The organism is Microbacterium sp. PRF11 (genome assembly GCF_031844085.1).
Lineage (GTDB): Bacteria > Actinomycetota > Actinomycetes > Actinomycetales > Microbacteriaceae > Microbacterium.
The window spans coordinates 323,524-340,850 of sequence record NZ_JAUZUP010000003.1; the positions used below are offsets into that span (position 1 = coordinate 323,524).

General features: G+C 67.1%; 10 protein-coding genes. 9 read left to right on the forward strand and 1 reads right to left on the reverse strand.

Annotated elements, in window-relative coordinates; all coding sequences use genetic code 11:
* Window positions 1-30 precede the first annotated feature (30 nt).
* Together Q9R20_RS10375 and Q9R20_RS10380 are read left to right on the forward strand one after the other, a co-directional pair.
* Window positions 31-2,625, forward strand: a complete 2,595-nt coding sequence (locus tag Q9R20_RS10375; RefSeq protein WP_311249271.1) for a DUF3516 domain-containing protein — start codon at window positions 31-33, stop codon at window positions 2,623-2,625.
* Window positions 2,626-2,743: 118 nt separating this feature from the next.
* Window positions 2,744-3,139, forward strand: coding sequence for a response regulator (locus tag Q9R20_RS10380; RefSeq protein WP_311249272.1), 396 nt, complete (start codon window positions 2,744-2,746; stop codon window positions 3,137-3,139).
* A gap of 78 nt (window positions 3,140-3,217) precedes the next feature.
* Here Q9R20_RS10380 and Q9R20_RS10385 read toward each other — a convergent pair whose 3' ends face one another.
* Window positions 3,218-3,778 (reverse strand): Dps family protein, encoded by a 561-nt coding sequence (locus Q9R20_RS10385; protein WP_295836780.1) that lies wholly within the window; start codon window positions 3,776-3,778, stop codon window positions 3,218-3,220.
* Window positions 3,779-3,961: 183 nt separating this feature from the next.
* Here Q9R20_RS10385 and Q9R20_RS10390 point away from each other — a divergent pair, with 183 nt between their 5' ends.
* The 7 genes from Q9R20_RS10390 (at window position 3,962) to Q9R20_RS10420 (ending at window position 17,276) form a co-directional block, all read left to right on the forward strand.
* A complete protein-coding gene (locus Q9R20_RS10390; protein ID WP_311249273.1) occupies window positions 3,962-4,576 on the forward strand; it encodes a hypothetical protein in 615 nt (204 codons plus the stop codon).
* Entirely contained in the window at window positions 4,573-10,890 is a 6,318-nt protein-coding gene (locus Q9R20_RS10395; RefSeq protein ID WP_311249274.1) for an RHS repeat-associated core domain-containing protein, read from the forward strand. The genes Q9R20_RS10390 and Q9R20_RS10395 overlap by 4 nt, the downstream gene beginning before the upstream one ends.
* A gap of 69 nt (window positions 10,891-10,959) precedes the next feature.
* Entirely contained in the window at window positions 10,960-11,349 is a 390-nt protein-coding gene (locus Q9R20_RS10400) for a hypothetical protein (protein ID WP_311249275.1), read from the forward strand.
* 733 nt (window positions 11,350-12,082) lie between these two features.
* Complete coding sequence (locus Q9R20_RS10405; protein WP_311249276.1) at window positions 12,083-12,613, forward strand: hypothetical protein; 531 nt, start codon at window positions 12,083-12,085, stop codon at window positions 12,611-12,613.
* Window positions 12,614-13,735: 1,122 nt separating this feature from the next.
* Window positions 13,736-14,263, forward strand: a complete 528-nt coding sequence (locus tag Q9R20_RS10410; protein WP_311249277.1) for a hypothetical protein — start codon at window positions 13,736-13,738, stop codon at window positions 14,261-14,263.
* A 599-nt stretch (window positions 14,264-14,862) separates the two neighbouring features.
* Window positions 14,863-15,405 (forward strand): hypothetical protein, encoded by a 543-nt coding sequence (locus Q9R20_RS10415; RefSeq protein WP_311249278.1) that lies wholly within the window; start codon window positions 14,863-14,865, stop codon window positions 15,403-15,405.
* 62 nt (window positions 15,406-15,467) lie between these two features.
* Window positions 15,468-17,276 carry a glycoside hydrolase family 15 protein gene (locus Q9R20_RS10420; protein ID WP_311249279.1) on the forward strand — a complete coding sequence of 603 codons (1,809 nt, stop codon included), beginning with the start codon at window positions 15,468-15,470 and terminating at the stop codon, window positions 17,274-17,276.
* Window positions 17,277-17,327: the final 51 nt, after the last annotated feature.

Consider the following 17,327-nt stretch of genomic DNA (forward strand, 5'->3'; position numbering starts at 1 on the left):
ACCGCCCGGCGTAGATGAGAAGGTGGAGCAGTGACCCCCCTCCTCGAGCACGTGCCCGTCGGCGCCGATCCGGATGCCGTCTACCTGGGCTTCGTCGACTGGGCGGCCTCCCGCGGGCTCACGCTGTACCCCGCTCAAGACGAAGCGGTGATCGAGATCGTCTCGGGCGCGAACGTGATCCTGTCGACCCCGACCGGCACGGGCAAGTCGCTCGTCGCGGTGGCCGCGCACGCGGCATCCCTCTCGCGGGGCGGGCGCACGTACTACACGGCGCCGATCAAGGCGCTCGTGAGTGAGAAGTTCTTCGCTCTCGTCGACATCTTCGGCGCCGAGAACGTCGGCATGGTCACGGGCGACTCGTCGGTGAACGCCGACGCCCCGATCGTCTGCTGCACGGCCGAGATCCTCGCGAACCTCGCCCTGCGGCAGGGGGCCGACGCTCAGGTGGACCAGGTCGTGATGGATGAGTTCCATTATTACGGCGAGGCCGACCGGGGCTGGGCGTGGCAGGTGCCGCTGCTGCTGCTGACGCGGGCGCAGTTCATCCTCATGTCCGCAACGCTGGGCGACGTCACCGACATCGCCGACGACCTCTCCCGCCGGACGGGCCGGCCGACCGCCCGGGTCACCGGCGTCGAGCGCCCGGTTCCGCTGCATTTCGAGTACGCCCGCACGCCCGTGCACGAAACCGTGCAGGAGCTGCTCGACACCAAGCAGGCGCCGATCTACGTCGTGCACTTCTCGCAGGCCGCCGCGATGGAGCGCGCGCAGGCGCTGTCGTCGATCCGCATCATCGGGCGCGAGCAGCGCGACGAGATCGCCGAGGCGATCGGCGGCTTCCGCTTCACCACCGGGTTCGGCAAGACCCTGTCGCGCTACGTGCGCGCGGGGATCGGCGTGCACCACGCCGGGATGCTGCCCCGCTACCGACGGCTCGTCGAGACGCTCGCGCAGCGAGGGCTCCTGCGCGTCATTTGCGGCACCGACACGCTCGGCGTCGGGATCAATGTGCCGATCCGCACGGTGCTGATGACGGCCCTGACCAAGTACGACGGCACGCGTATGCGGCAGCTCTCGGCGCGTGAGTTCCACCAGATCGCGGGGCGCGCCGGTCGTGCGGGATACGACACCGCCGGCACCGTCGTCGTCATGGCGCCCGACCACGAGATCGAGAACGCCGCCCAAATCCTGAAGGCCGGCGACGACCTCAAGAAGCAGAAGAAGATCGTCAGGAAGAAGGCGCCGCAGGGGTTCGTCAACTGGACCGAGCAGAGCTACGACCGCCTCGTGGCGGCGGAGCCCGAGCCGCTCGTGCCGCAGATGAAGCTGTCGGCCGCGATGCTCATCAACGTCATCGCCCGCGGCGGCGACGTCTTCGCCAACGTCCGTTCCCTGGTCTTCGACAACCACGAACCGCGTGCCCGCCAGTACGACCTCGCCCGCCGCGCGATCGCGATCTTCCGCACGCTGGTGCAGGCCGGCGTAGTCGAGGTCGTCCCCCCGCCGCGTGAGGGGTCACAAAGTGTCGCTTCGGAGGGTGGCCAAGCGACAGATTCTGACTCCTCGCGCATTCGGCTCACCGTCGACCTGCAGCCGAACTTCGCGCTCAACCAGCCGCTGTCGCCGTTCGCGCTCGCCGCGATCGAGATGCTCGACCCCGAGGTCGAACTCGGCAGGGGCCCGGATGCCGCGCCCCCGGCGTCGTCGGTCGGCACGGGACACTACGCGCTCGACGTCGTCAGCGTCATCGAGGCGACGCTCGACGACCCGCGGCCGATCCTGTCGCAGCAGCAGTTCCGCGCGCGCGGCGAGGCGGTCGCGGCGATGAAGCGCGAGGGCATCGAGTACGACGAGCGCATGGAGCTGCTCGAGGAGATCACCTGGCCAAAGCCGCTCGACGAGTTGCTCGCCCAGGCCTATGAGGTGTTCGCGTCGAGTCAGCCGTGGATTCGCGACTTCGAGCTGTCGCCGAAGTCGGTCGTGCGCGACATGTTCGAACGGGCGTGCTCGTTCGGCGAGTACGTGTCGCTGTACCAGCTCGCCCGCAGCGAAGGCCTGGTGCTGCGATACCTCAGCGACGCGTACCGCGCCATCCGTCAGACCGTGCCGGTGGACGCGCAGACGCCCGACCTGCTCGACCTCATCGCCTGGCTCGGCGAGCTGGTGCGGCAGGTCGACTCGAGCCTCGTCGACGAGTGGGAGCAGCTCATCAACCCGGCAGACGACCCCGACGCCCCGGTGGTGCCGCCGGCGCCGCCGTCGATCCTCACCAACCGGCGCGCGTTCGTCGTTCTCGTGCGCAACGAGATGTTCCGCCGGGTTCAGCTCGCCGCGCTGCAGAAGGACGACGAGCTCGTCGAGCTCGACCCCGATGTCGACTGGCCCGGCGTGCTCGACAGCTATTTCGACGAGCACGACGAGATCGGTACCGGGGGAGCGGCACGCTCCTCGGCGCTGGTCGACATCGACGAGTCCGCCGCCGCCGAGGGGATGTGGCGAGTCGAGCAGACGATCGACGATCCCGCCGGCGACCACGACTGGCGCATCCGCGCCGAGGTCGACCTGGCCGCTTCCGAGGAGGAGGGGACAGCCGTGGTCCGCGTGACCGAGGTGCTCCGGCTCTGACGGCTCCTCCCCATCGGGGAGACGGGTGAAGTTCTGCACGGGTACGTCGAAACACATGCGAGCATGCCCTCCACGAGCGTAGAGTCGACGACACCCCGCACCTCGGAAGGATCCGCACGTGAACGTCGACGTCATACAAGCGCTCATCGCGCTCGCCGCCTTCTTCGTGACCTTCACCGCGGCGATCCTGAGCGGGATGAAGTGGATGCTCGACCGCGTCGAACGGCGGACCCGACAGGGATTCGCGCAGGTCGACAAGCGTTTCGAACAGGTCGACAAGCGATTCGAGCAGGTCGACAAGCGTTTCGAGCGTATCGAGGCACGGATGGATCGCGCCGACGCCCGCGTGGACCGCGCCGAAGCACGATTCGATGAACGCATGGCGCTGATCGATGCACGGGAGCGTCGGATCGACGAGCGCCTGCTCACCATGGACGGCAACATCGCCGAGATCAAGGCCTCGATCGCCCGCATGGAGGGTCCCCGTCCGCCTCTGCTCCTACCCTCCCGGTGAGCACGCCGCACGAGAGTGCTGCGCAGACGACGGATGCCGAGACCCTGAGGCCCCGGCATCCGGTGTGTTCTGACGCGATTACGATTTGCGCGCGACGCGGTTCTCGGCGCTGACCATCCACGACAGTTGCTCGAGGCGCTCGAGCACCCCGTGCAGGATGTCGGCGCTGGTGGGGTCTTCCTCATCGACGTCGTCGTGCACGTCGCGGACGGTGCCGACGGTCGCGTCGAGACGCTCGGTGATGAGGTCGATGACCTCGGCGGTGTCGACCTCGCCCTGGGGGAACTCCGGGAGGGTGGTCGTCTCGGCGATCGTGTCGCTGCGGCCGTCGGGCAGCGCGTGCAGCGCCCGCATGCGCTCCGCGATCTCGTCGCTGAACTCGCGCGCGGCGTCGATGATCTCATCGAGCTGCAGGTGCGTGTCGCGGAAGTTCTTGCCGACGACGTTCCAGTGGGCCTGCTTGCCCTGGATCGACAGCTCGATCAGGTCGACCAGCACGGCCTGAAGGCTGTCGGTCAGCTTCTCGGACGCCTGGAAGCCCTTCTCGGCGTTCTGCTCGTCGGTGGTCTCGGGACCGCTGCCGCCGCGTGCCGGGCGACGACGGTTCTTGGTGGGGGCGTCCTTCGTGGTGGTGGACATGCGCGTTCCTTTCACTCGCGGTCGATAGCGACGCTAGGCGGGCAGGGCAGGAGCGCGCCGGGGGTTGCGGGGGCGACGGAGGCGAGGTAACCCGTCGGATTCTCGACTCCCGCGTCACGATCGGGCCCCTCGGCCATCTGCATCGGTAGGGCGATGTCCGCGATCGCCCGCGGAGAGGAACCGATGCGCTTTCGTCCTGTGATTCGAACCCTGATCCCGGCCGTCGCCGTGGCGGTGGCGGCGCTGATCGGCGTCGGCGGCGCGATGGCGTCGCCCCTGCCCGCGTACGCCTCGGCCGTGGCCGACGCCGACCGCGACTCCCTCCCCGACGACGTCGAACGAGCCGTGTGCGGCTCGGCCACGTGCGCGACCGGAGTCGAGGACCGTGACGGCGACGGCATCCCGGATGCCACGGAGGTGCAGGCATGCGGCGACACGACGTGCGCGTCACCCACCGCCGACCGAGACGACGACGGCATCCCCGACTATGCGGAGCGGCTCGTCTGCGGCACCGACACGTGCTCGAACGCCAACGAGGACGCCGACGCCGACGGCATCGGGGACTGGGTCGAGTTCGTCATCTGCGGCACCCGCACCTGCGCGGACGGGACCGAGGACTACGACGGCAACGGTGTCTCCGACGCCGCGGAGCTGGCGGCATGCGTCAAGAGCGCCGACGACCTCGCCGTGACCGGCGGCACGGTCGCGCTCTGGCTGGCCCTCGTCGGCGTGATCGCCCTCGCGGTCGGAATCGCTGTGCGAGCCCGCCGTCGCGCGCGTGCGGGGGCAGAAGCATGACCCGCCGCGCCCTCGCGGCGGTCGTCACCGCCGTGGTCGTCTTCGGAGGAGGTGCGGTCGCCGAGCCTCCGGCCACCGCGGCGGAGGTCGCCGCGGCCGCACGCGCCGATGTCCTGGAGCGCGTTCGGCGGGCCGCGATGCCGACGGCCCCCTCCGTCGAGCCGCTGCCGCTCGACGCGCCGGCACCCGCGGCGGAGGTGCGTCTGGATCCGGATGCCGAGTCCGTCCTGCGTGCGGACGAGCTCGGCCTGCAGGCGGTGTTCTCCGGGCACGACATCCCCGGCAGCGTCACCCTGGCGGCGGACGAGCCTGTCGGGGAGGCTCTCGCCGAGCGGACCGCGGCGTCGGAGACCGCGGGCGTCGTGCTGTCCGACGTCGTCGAGATCACCGCGACGGACTCCGGTGGCGAACGGCTCACGTCCTTCCCGGCGGAGCTCATCGACGTGCCGGACGAGAACGATGACGGCCCGCCCGTCTACGACGTGATCCCCGGTATCGCGCTGTCACTGGACGTCGACGCCCAGCGGATCACGGGTGCCGGGGTGGATCCCGCCTCTCTGCAGATCTATACGCGCGCCGACCCCGGGCAGCCGTGGTCGCTGCTGCCGTCGTACTTCGATGCCGATGCCGGCGTCGTACGCGGAGAGTCGGACCACCTCTCGCAGTTCGTCGTCATCGGCATCCCGTTCGTCCCCGATCCGGGGCCGCGTGTCGTCCTCGATCCCGACAACGACGAAGGGCAGGCGCGGACACCCGCGCCCGCGACGGAGTTCCCCTACAACTGGGACCTCGTCGATCGCCTCCGCGGGATGCTGGAGGAGCGATGCCTGGCGCAGGTCACCGTGACGCGCCCTGCGGGGGTGCGCTTCGTCTCGCGCGAGACCCGCGCCCGTGTCGCCGCAGCCGCCGATCCGGTCGCCACGGTCGGCTTCGGATTCAACACCTACCGCGGCTTCGCGTGGGGAACGGAACGCGAAGGCGGGACGCTCGGCTTCTCCCGCGGACGCGGGGGCGACGACGCCCTCGCGCAGTCGTTCGTCGATCACATGCCCGCCTACACCGGGCGTCCGGCCGAGCGGGCGGCATCCACCTCGAACTTCCCGTTCGCCGAGTACGCCGGTCTTCCCGGCGCCTACGCGCACGTCGAGACGCTGTATCTCGACCACAACTTCGACCGTCCGGTCATCGACCATGGGTTCGGCAGTGTCGTGGACGGCGCGTTCCGTTCGCTCGGCGGGTATCTCGAGTCGCAGGGTTTCACCTGTTCCGACCCGATCACGGGGGGATGGCCGTCACCGCCCTCGCAAGCGGAGCTCGCGCGCTGGCGCCACCTCGGATATCAGAACCACCAGATCTACGGCGCCGACCCGGTGTCGTTCTCGACCGGAAACCTCGTGGAGTCGTTCCCGCTGTTCTCGTTGAGCGGCCCGGGCGCGCAGGCGATCGAGGCGACGCTCGTCTACAACGCTCAGGACGGACGCCTTTCCCGCGTCGGGGCAGGGTGGTCGTTCAGCCTCGGCGCACGTGCGCAACGCTTCGACGACGGCTCCGTGCTGACCGTGCGTGGCGACGGCGCGTCGTACGTCTTCACCGCCGACGGGGCGGGCGGCTACACATCGGCCGACGACCCCGACCTCACGCTCACCGAAGCGGGATCCGGTCGCCTCCGACTCGCCGACCGCGACGGCGCCTCGTGGATCTTCGACGCCGCGGATGTCGAGGGGATCGGCGAACTCGTGAGCCACACCGACGCATCCGGCGCCGTCACGACGCTCACCTACGGCGCCGCGGACCCGAACACGCACCAGTTCGTGCCCCTGACGTCGGTGACCGACGCCGCGGGACAGACGCTCGCGGTCGAGAGCGACGACCTCGGTCGGGTTTCGGCGTTCCGGCTCCCCGACGGACGCACCTGGCGGCTCGCGTACGACGCCGCGGGCGATCTCGTCACGATCACCGACGCCGCCGGGGGTGTGCGGTCGTTCACCTATGACGCGCAGCACCGCATGCTCACCGCCACCGACCCGGCCGGCTCGACCTATCTCGTCAACGTGTTCGACGAGCAGGGTCGCGTCGTGTCGCAGCGTGACGCCGAGGGCACCGAGCGTCGCTTCGTCTACGAATCGGGACGCACGCTCTACACCGACAACGAGGGGCGGCAGAGCATCTTCGGCTACGACGCCGGCTACCGCATCACCAGCGTCGAGAATCCCGACGGCCACATCGCGCGGTGGGAGTTCGATGCGCGCGGTGACGTCATCTCGCACACCGACGAGGCGGGACGCATTACGCGCTACACCTATGACAGCGCGGGCAATCTGGAGACCGAGACCGACGCCGCGGGGCACGAGACCCGTTACACCTCGACGCCCTCGGGGCAGGTGGCCTCTCGGATCGACGCACTCGGGCGCACCTGGGTGTACTCGTACGACGAGCGGGGGCTCGTCACCGCCGAGGACCGGCCCGACGGGACGACGGAGCGGTACGAGTACACCGCGGCCGGTGATCTCGCCGCGGTCATCGCACCGTCCGGCGCCACCACTCGTTACGAGTACGACGATCGCGGCAACCTCGTCGCGCTCGTCGATCCCCTCGAACGGCGAACGACCTACGGCTACGACCTGAGCAACCGACTGACGACCGTGACCGACCCTCTCGGTGCCGTCTCGACGTGGGAGTGGGACGCCGCCGACCGCATCATCGCCACCGTCGATCCGGTGGGCGCGCGCACCGTCTTCACGTACGACGCCACCGACAACCTCATTTCGGCGACGGATGCCACCGGCGCGGTCACGCGATACGAGTGGGACGCCCTGTTGCGCATGGTCAAGACCGTCGGCCCCGACGGAGCCGAGACACGCTACGCCTACGACCGCGAGGACCACCTCACCTCGACGACCGACCCCGAAGGAGCGACGACGCAGCTGCTGCTCGACGAGGCGTATCGGGCGACCGGCGCGGTCGACCCGAACGGCGGTCAGTGGAGCGAAGAGGTGGATGCCACCGGGGTGGCCACGGCCTTCACCGATCCCGCCGGTGCGCGCACGATGCTGACGCTCGACGAACTCGGTCGGACGGTGCGCACGGACGACCCCACCGGGGTGACCACGTCGCTCTCGTACGACGAGGTCGGTCGGGTGGCATCCGAGACGGATGCGGCCGGCGGCGTGACGACGTACACCTACGATGCGCTGGATCGCGTCACGAAGGTCACCGATCCGGCCGGGTTCGCTACCGAGTATGCGTACGACGTCGATGGCAACCTCGTCGGCGTGGTCGATCGGCTCGGCAATCCGACGCTTTTCGAGGTCGACGCCGCGGGTCAGGTCGTCTCGACCACGGATGCCGCGGGCGCCGTCGAGCGGTACGAGTACGACGCCGGCGGGCAGATCACGGCCGTCGTCGATGCCGAGGGAGGCCGGACCTCGTTCGCCCATGACGCTGCCGGCCGCACGACCGGGATCACCGATCCGCTCGGCGCCGTCACGGTGTTCACGTACGACGCGGTCGGACGCCTCATCAGCGAAACCGATCCCACCGGAGCCGAGACCCGAGTGGAGTACGACGGTGCCGGTCGTGTCGTGCGCACCGTCGACGCCCTCGGTGCCGAGCTGCGCTTCGGGTACGACCGCACCGGCCGCCGCACGAGTGTCACGGGGGCGAACGGCGTCACGACGACGTACACCTACGACGCGCTCGGCAACCTGACGACCGTCGTCGAGGGGGTGGATGCCGCGGCCCCCTCCGACAGTGACACCAACGTCACGACGATGTACGCGTACGGCGCAACGGGTCTGCTCACCGCGATCACCGGTCCGACCGGTGCGAGGACGACGTGGGAGTACGACGCGGCAGGCCGTCCCCTCGTCGAGACCGGCCCGGCGGGCGAACGGACCGAGACGGTGTACGACGGGGCTGGTCGCGTCCTCCGGCAGTCCAACGGGCTCGGCCTGGTGGCGGCGTACCGCTACGACACGCGCGGCGACATCGCAGGGCTGACCCGCTCGGACGGCGAGGTCGCGTTCGAGTACGACGCCGAGCAGCGGCCCATCGCGATGACGGATCCCACCGGCGTCACCGGATGGGTGTACGACCCGGTCGGCCGGATGCGCGAGCAGATCGACTCGAACGGTCAGAAGCTCTCCCACGAGTACACGCCCACGGGTCTCACCGCGGCGACCACCCTGCCGGATGGGACGGTCACGCGCTTCACCTACGACGCGGCTGGTCGGGCCACGAGCCAGACGACTCCGTTCGGCGACGTCGACTACGCGTACGACGCGGCGGGCCGACGTACGGGAATCGCGCGCCCCAACGGGCTGTCGACGTCGATCGTCTACGACGCGATCGGGCAGGTCACGCGCGTCGCGCACGCGACCCCCGCGGCGGCCGAAGACGCGGCTGCTCCGCCGCCCAACAGGGTTGCTGCGCTGCGGACCCAGACGGACCAGTGCCGTGACGTCGGGGGCTACCTCGGCGAACGGACCATCCCGGGGGCGGGCTCGGGCAAGACGTGTGTGAAGACCGCGCCGTACCTCGAGCGACGCTCTCCTCCGGCCCCGGAGCCGGCGGCGCCCGCGGGCGCATCGCTGGCGTACGACTACACCTGGAACGCTGACGGCTCGGTGGCGTCGAAGGCGCGCACCATCACCGCACCGGACGGCGCAGCCGACACCGTGTCGCAGTCCTACGACTACGACGACCTGACGCGGCTCATCGAGTCGGCGACGGGCGGGGGCGAGACCTCGCGGTACGGCTACGACCCAGCCGGGAATCGCACGAGTTGGACCACGGGCGATCACGCCGTCAGCGCGACACTCGACCCCGCGGGCCGCGTGACGTCGACGTCCGACGGATCGACCTACACGTACGACGCCGCAGGTTCTCGATCATCCGCCACGACCGAGGGGAGACGCACCACCTTTGAGCACGATCCCGCGGGGCGGCTGCTAGGCACGTCGACGCCGGATCGCTCGACCGCCTACGCCTACGACGGCCTGGACCGCCGCGTGCGTGTCGACGACTCCGCGGCCTACGGCAGCGATGCGTCGACAGGGGCATGGGACGGGCTGCTGCCCACGGCGGGGACGAGCTCTCGACACGGAGCATCCAGCCTTCTGAGGGATGCCGGCGGCGAGGCACTCGTGCAGTCGGGCCCGTCGGGGGTCTCGTGGCTGCTCGGGGACGCCCGGGACGTCACCGCGACCGCGACCAGCGGGGGAGTGCTCGACGACCTCGTGGGTTGGGGCGACTTCGGCGGTGCGGACTACGCCACGACCGGTTGGGATGCCACCGTCGGGTACGACGGGCAACCCGGAGACGCGACCCTCGGTCTCGACGAGTACTACGCGCGGTCCTACGACGCCGGGGTCGGGTCGTGGCTAGAGGCCGACTCGTGGCGCGGACAGCGCAGCGACCCGCAGTCGCTGAACAGGTACGCGTACGTGAAGAACTCGCCGGTGTCGTACGCCGACGCGTTCGGATTCGTCCACACGCGCCTCATTGACGGAGGTCGATCAGCACGACGGGCGCCCATCACCGGTCACAGTTACAGCCGGAACCTCCGCCACCTGAACGGCGTGAACCCGCAGCAATACGTCTCGGCCGGCTCGCCCCGAATGGGTGGGTTGAACGGCCGCTCGCGTGGCCCCGGGCCGAAGTCTTCGGTGCGGGCCCCGCGCGGGTTCTCCGCCGGGCTGCAGGCCGTTCGTCACCTTCGGACGGTGCGCGGGTGCTCGCCGACGGATTGGGGGTGCCGAGGTGCGGACACGGGCGCAGAGAAATGCGCCCTGTGGGAACTCATGTGCCAGCGATCAGGCGGTCGCGAGCTCGTTGTCTGCAATGACAACACCCTTGCGACATTCTCGCCGACCACGTGCAGCCTCGATCTCAGCGCGGAAACTATACGGTCGAAGATCATCGACCTCGTCGTGATGGGGATCTCCGGCGCCGTCGGTGGTGTCGTCGGTCGGGCGGCCGCCTCTGCGCTACGCGCCGCTGAGCAGGCGGCGGCGCGGAGAGCGTTGACGAAGATTCCGGACGATCTTCCATGGCTACCCCCGTCGGCCCCCGTGCCGTTGGGTAGAGGATCGACTGGACGCACCGAGCCGCTCAATTCATATGAGCGGTTCGCGATGACCGAGGTGCGGTCGAACCCCTTCGAGGGGACACCGATCAGAATCAAGGATTGGAAAGACGAGCGTTGGCCGCTCGAAGAAGGTTGGCAAAAGATGGCACGCAACGTGAACGGAGTGGAAATACATTGGATGTGGAACGCGGTCACCGGACATGTTGACGACTTCAAATTCAAGTGAACTGCGCGATTGAGGATCTGGTGAAAGAAAGAGTTTGAAATGTTAGTTCGATGCGAGACTTCCAAGCGCGTGCTGTTGCCGACCTGGCGTACATTGGCGGAGTACGAGCGTGAGGCTTTTCCCATAACCGAGGGGCGACTCTACTCGGTGATTGGAATGCAGGCGACCACCGACTCGATTGAGTACCTCATACACGCGGATACGTTTTATCCAACCTTTGTGCCGGCGGTTCAATTTTCCGTAGAGCGGGCTCAACTGCCCGATTGGTGGGTGTATCGATTTCTGGGGTATCCCAAGGAGAATTTGTACTGGATGCCGGTCGCCGAGTGGGGTTACCCGGAGATGGTGATGACAGCGGGACACTATGAGGCGGTCGTCGATATGGAGCCTGAAGCTCTATCTATTTACATGGGCTATCTCCGTTCAGCAAACGAGTTAGACGGCATCAGGTCACTCTAGAAAGCTGTACGAGGCGCGCACGGATGCAGGGCGAGGAATCACAGGGCTGAAAGCATTTGCCCGGCGGCTGGGGGCCGCTTTCGCTCGTAGCGCAGAACGATTTGTGGGAGGAGAATGCGCGTTATCGTTCGAAGATTCCCGCGACTCGGTGAGTGGATGCGCCTCCTCGGGGTCGCTCTCGTCGCCATTCTCGTCGGATCACTCCAATTTCTGATAGGCCTTGTCGTGGCCGTTATTGTGCTGAACGCAGCTTTCGCATTCTTTTCTGGCGGGCCGGCGTGGGTCCCGCTTTCTGGATCCTCCAATGTGAGTCTGACCGGAGAGTGGCAACTCGATTCAGAGTCGCACAATATCTCCATCGCATTCACTGAGCAGGGGGAGGTGGTGTTGACCGACTGGCCGGCGGATGTTCTTTGTCCCGAAGTGCGAAAGCAAATTCGGGGTTGGAGCGAGATTGATTGGTCTAGAACGGTGGGAGCAACTGGGCGAGCCGAGCCATCGACTCGGGGGCCGCAAGTTGGCGTCAGACTCACTCCGAACACGCGTGGCTGCTCCTCGGGCCTCACACTTTTTCTTGAGGAGCAGACCGCCTCGGGGGAGTTGCGTCTCATTTACTACCTCAATGGACCGACAGATTCGGACGAGGGTGTGATGCCCCTCGTCTTCAGAAGAACCCGCTGAACTCTGGCTCTTGATTCGCGCTGGTGTGGGGGGTGAGGGAGTGAAGTTACGGATGAAAAACGCTGGACGGTCGCGAGCCAGAGTTGCCGCATCCCTGCCGCTGTTTCTGCTGGGAAACCTTCTCGGTGGTTGTGTGCCGACGAGCTTCAACGATTTCCCGCTATACATGTCCGTAGAGGGAGATGTGCTGTTGTTCCTATGGTGTGGGAGTTCACTCGACAACCTTGACCAGATGGAAATCAGTTACGCCTTGTTCACGGCAGACATCGAGGATCATCTAGCTGCGAAGGGGCGAGGGCATTTCAGTATCTCGGAGGGAACGCAATTCTCCAATCTTCAACCCCCTCGGGGATTGCAATATCAGGAACAGGCTGAGATATCTATTGAGCAGAGGCGAACGATGGTGTTCGTGGATATGCGCTCGCGTGAGCCTTCCGTCTACGGGCCCTCCGTGGTCTTCGATGTGCAAGACCCGACACAGATCATGGAAGGCTCCTGGATTCGTCCTGACGGGGCGGTGGCATCCGAGACTTGTTCAGCTCGAGCCGTGTCGCACGTCGACGATATGGGCGCGTCGCGATGATGCCGCTGAGCAGGACTGCGGGTGCGATTCGGGTGGTGGCATGGTTGATCATCCTGGGGCTCATCGTTCTCATCACGTGGACCCTTGTCGTGCCGTGGGCTGGGCGGGCACCCGCGACGAAAGACGTGGTTGGAACGTGGAGCCTCGTATATGTCGACGACGAGCTGATCTCTGTGACTCTCGACGAGTCAGGTCACGCAGCGGTAGCTGACTGGCCTATGTCTCTGGGTTGCACCGAGCCCCTGCAGATGACCAGACGAAAAGTCGAACGGATGAGGTGGGCGCCGGCTGTCGATCTTGCCGGAGGGTGGGCTCTCAGTGAGTCGCAGCAGCGGGTGGAACTGCACGTTCGTGCCTCCTCCGACGCCGAATGCGACGTGTGGATTCCCTTCCAGTTCGAATTCAATTTGTTGTCCGGCGCACCCCGACTGAAGCTCTACGTTGCAAGCCCGGATGAGCCCTACCTGGGGAGGTTCTCATCTTCGAGCGGACCTCGTAGTCGACTCCCTCGAGCCAGGATGAGACGAGAGTCAGCCGATGAACGCGGTGCTGCGGTCAGCCACTCGTGCCAATGTCGCGCGGTATAGGTCGGACCGAAAGAGGAGGAAGCGCGTGAAGTGAAAAGAAGTTTATGCCTTGTGTCATTCCAGCTTGAAGCGGCCTCCGCTCTGCTCGCGACCGGGGGAACTCCGCTCTTCATGCTCATATGCTTCCCGTCACCATCATTGGCGTACGAGCTCGGTGCTGCTTGGAGAATATGGATTATGTTGCTTGTGGCCGGCCTCGTTGCCTCAGCCATCACGACCTACCTCCTCTGGCGCAATGCGCGCTCGCGGGATAAGAGTCCGAGTTCTCTTCTCTTGGCGTGCTCTGGGCCCGCAACGATCTTCATGCCCAGTGCGCTGATAATGGGCGGAGTACTTGGCGGAGCCGGCATTCTTCTTGTTTGCCTCATGACATTGCTTGCAAGCTTCGTGTTCTGGCTTCTGATCAGGCGCCGCCTGTCCGCGGCAGGATCTCACTCTCGGCCCGGCGGGGAAGTGCCACGGGGAACATCTTGAATACGCGGAGGGCCACATTCAGGGCAGTGAACAAGCCTCACAGAATGGAAGGAGTGCAGACATGAGAACGACTGCGGGCACTCTTCGGCTTGCGGCATGGCTGCTCATCCTGGGACTCGCATTCGTCGTCTCCTGGGCTGTCATTGTGCCCTGGGGTGAGCGGACGCCGACGAAGGAGGAAGTGACGGGATCGTGGAATCTTGCGAACGTCGAAGACAGGTCGATTTCGATGACTCTCGACCATTCAGGTCGGGCGACGATGGTCGACTGGCCTGCATCGCTGGGCTGTACGCAGTCTCTTCGGGTCCGCGACCGCGAGGTGGAGAAGATGAGCTGGGTGCCGGCTGTGCGTCTCGCTGGGGAGTGGTCTCTCAGTGAGGCGCAACCGGGAATTGACGTGCACGCGCGCACTTCTGCAGGGGTGGATTGCGAGATCTGGATCCCACTCCAGTTTCAGTCCAACGCGTGGACCGGTGCATCGAGAATGAACCTCTATGTGGCGTCGATGGATGAGCCATATTTGAGCGAAGTCCTGGTTTTCGAGATGACGTCTGAGATTTCCCTTCAAGGTCGCAATGACCGACGGTGAGTCGACCTTCGTGTATAAAAACATTCTGGCGCATATCGCTCGGAGAGTCGAAGGGAGCGAGCATGCCCTGGTAGCTCAAGCAGCTGCTGCAAAACCGCTCAATGATTCAGTGACCATGCTAGACCTGCGCGTTCCAGATTCGGCCCCTCCGCTCGATTCCCCGGACGGGCCACTAAACGTTCGAACTTTCGTCGTGAGCGAATCGGGAGAACAGACCGGCGAGATAATCGTGTGGGTCAGAGGCGGGTACGTGGTTTGCCTGGAGCAGGCCTGGTACGTCGGAGATGCTCCGCTCACCTGGCCCGACACAGAATGCCTCGCCGCAGGGTGAGGCAATCGATGGCAGCTAGGAGGGAGGGGCTACGGCCGGCGCGCAGTTGCGCAAAACGCGTAGAACCTCCGCGCCCGCGTCATGAACCACCCCCGCGCTCGTCTTCATCGTCGCAACGACAGTGCGAGCGGTGGAGGCCACGATGGAAACGCATGCGGGTGAAAGAGATACGCACGAAGCGACGATCACGAGCGGCCCGGAACCGCTGGGGGCGGAGGCGTGGATCGCGATCAGCGTGGGAGGATGTCTGATTCTCGGGACGGCGGTCGTGAAGCTCTTCATTCTGATGGCGAGCGTGCTCTGTTTCGCCATCCTGGGGACGGTTGTGCTGGCGACCTACGCGGAGCTTCCTTTCGAGGCCTCGCCGCCCACGAGCCTCGCGGGCGAGTGGGTCCTCGACCCGGCCACCGCCGATATGTCCGTCCACATCGACGCGGACGGGTTCGTCACGCTCGAGGACTGGCCGGTCGACCTCCTCTGCCCCGAGGCAGGCCGAGAACTCCACGGGCCCGAAGACCTCGATTGGTCGTGGACGATGACCGTGTCGGGCGTCGCGGCGACTGACGAGCGCGTCTCGGTGGTCGAGGTGCTGCTGGACCCCCTGCCGCGGGGATGCAACGCCTGGCAGGAAATCTCGGTCGAGGGGGAGCCGGCATCCGGAGACTCGCGCCTCGTGGTCTTCCTGAACGGCCCCGCCGACGCGGTCGAGGGAATCGAACCCCTCGTCCTCGAGAGGGTGGGCTCGGCCGACAGGGCGACCTCCGGGCTGCTCACGACGGGCGCGGGGGCGCCGAAACCCGCGCGCCCGTAGCCGCTCGGCATCCGCTTCACAACCCCGGCCGCCGGGCGGCGCACCGTTCTTAGCGTGAGCACGTGCCCGAGTCTCCGCCATCGCCCTCCCGGCCGCTCCGCGACTACGCCGCGATCGGCGACGGTCGCACGGTCGCGCTGATCGGGCTCGACGGCTCGGTCGACTGGCTGCCGCTGCCGAACATCCACTCGCGCCCGGTCTTCGCGCGTCTCGTCGATGAGTCCGCCGGCGGCTGCATCGAGCTCGCTCCCGTGGGGGAGTACGAGGTGACGCGTCGCTACATTGAGCGGACGAACGTCCTCGAGACGACATTCACCACGGCCACGGGGGTGGCGACCGTCACCGACGCGATGGTGACCGGCATCGCCGGACGCCTGCCCTGGGCGGAGCTCGCCCGCCGCGTCGACGGCGTGAAGGGCGAGGTCGAGTTCGCCTGGTGCGTGCAGCCCGGCACGATGCTGCGCTCCGCGGCACCCTGGACCGAGCGCATCGACGGCTTCTCGATCATGCGGATCGGCCATGTCTCGCTCGCCGTCGTGGGACACGAGCACGGCCTGCACGGAGACCCGGATGCAGGCAACGAGAGCATCGATGGAAGCTTCACGACGTCGGAGTGCTCGCGTCACCTGCTGGTGATCGCCGCGACCGAGGGGGAGCCGCTGCGCATCCCCGACGCGCAGAACGTCGACCGCGGGATCGACCGCACCGTCGGCGGATGGCAGATGTGGTCGGACGAGTTCTCGTACGAGGGGCCGTGGGCCGACGACGTGCAGCGCAGCGCCCTTGCGCTGAAGCTGCTGCTCTTCAGCCCGACGGGTGCGATCGCGGCCGCGGCGACGACGTCTCTGCCGGAGAACCCCCGCGGTGGCAAGAACTGGGACTACCGCTACGCCTGGGTGCGCGACCTCGCCTATACGGCGCACGCGTGGGTCGGTTTCGGCCTCCGCGAGGAGACGCACGCGGCGATCTCGTGGCTGCTGCGCACCATCCGCAGGAACGGTCCCGAGGTGCAGGTCATGTACACGCTCGACGGTGACGCCGAGATCGGCCTCGAGAAGCACGAGGTGCCCGGCTGGAACGGCAGTCAGCCCGTGGTCACCGGCAACCCCGCGCAGGGGCAGCTGCAGCTCGGCGTGTACGGCGACCTCATCGCCCTGTGCCGCACGTACGTCGAAGCCGGCAACCGCCTCGACACGCAGACGGGGCGCCTCCTCGCCGACGTCGCCGACCGCACCTGCGACCTGTGGCGCCGCGAGGACTCCGGCATGTGGGAGCTGCCCGAACTGCGGCACTACACCTCCTCGAAGATGGGGTGCTGGAAGGCGCTCGACGACGCGCAATGGCTGGCCGATGGCGGGCACATCCCCGACAACGGCGACCGCTGGCGCGCCGAGCGCGACCGCATCCACGCCTGGGTCGACGAGCGCTGCTGGTCGGACGAGCTCGAGGCGTACACGATCGCCCCCGGCAGTGAAGACCTCGACGCGTCGGTGCTGCTGCACGCGCCCACCGGTTTCGATCGGGGCGAGCGCATGTCGAAGACCCTGGATGCCATCACCCAGCGCCTCACCACCGACAACCACCTGGTCTACCGCTACACCGGGATGGACCAGGAGGAGCAGACGTTCGTGGCCTGCGCCTTCTGGCGTGCGACGGCCCTCGCGTGCGTCGGGCGTCACGAAGAGGCCATCGAGGCGATGAACGCCCTCGTCGCCCAGGGCAACGACGTCGGCATCTACTCCGAGATGATCGCCGAAGCCGACGGCGCCTTCTGGGGCAACCTCCCGCAAGCGCTCAGCCACCTCGCCCTCATCAACGCCGCTCTCGTCATCCGCGATGTCGTGGATGCCGACGAGCTCGGCTCCCGCTGACCCTCCGCCGGGGCGCTCGGTCCCGGCATCCATCCCCCTGAAAGGACTCGC

Coding starts and splice junctions, on each gene's coding strand:
- Q9R20_RS10390 (WP_311249273.1), top strand. CDS start 3,962: ATGCGCTTTCGTCCTGTGATTCGAACCCTGATCCCGGCCGTCGCCGTG.
- Q9R20_RS10405 (WP_311249276.1), top strand. CDS start 12,083: ATGAAAAACGCTGGACGGTCGCGAGCCAGAGTTGCCGCATCCCTGCCG.
- Q9R20_RS10395 (WP_311249274.1), top strand. CDS start 4,573: ATGACCCGCCGCGCCCTCGCGGCGGTCGTCACCGCCGTGGTCGTCTTC.
- Q9R20_RS10385 (WP_295836780.1), bottom strand. CDS start 3,778: ATGTCCACCACCACGAAGGACGCCCCCACCAAGAACCGTCGTCGCCCG.
- Q9R20_RS10410 (WP_311249277.1), top strand. CDS start 13,736: ATGAGAACGACTGCGGGCACTCTTCGGCTTGCGGCATGGCTGCTCATC.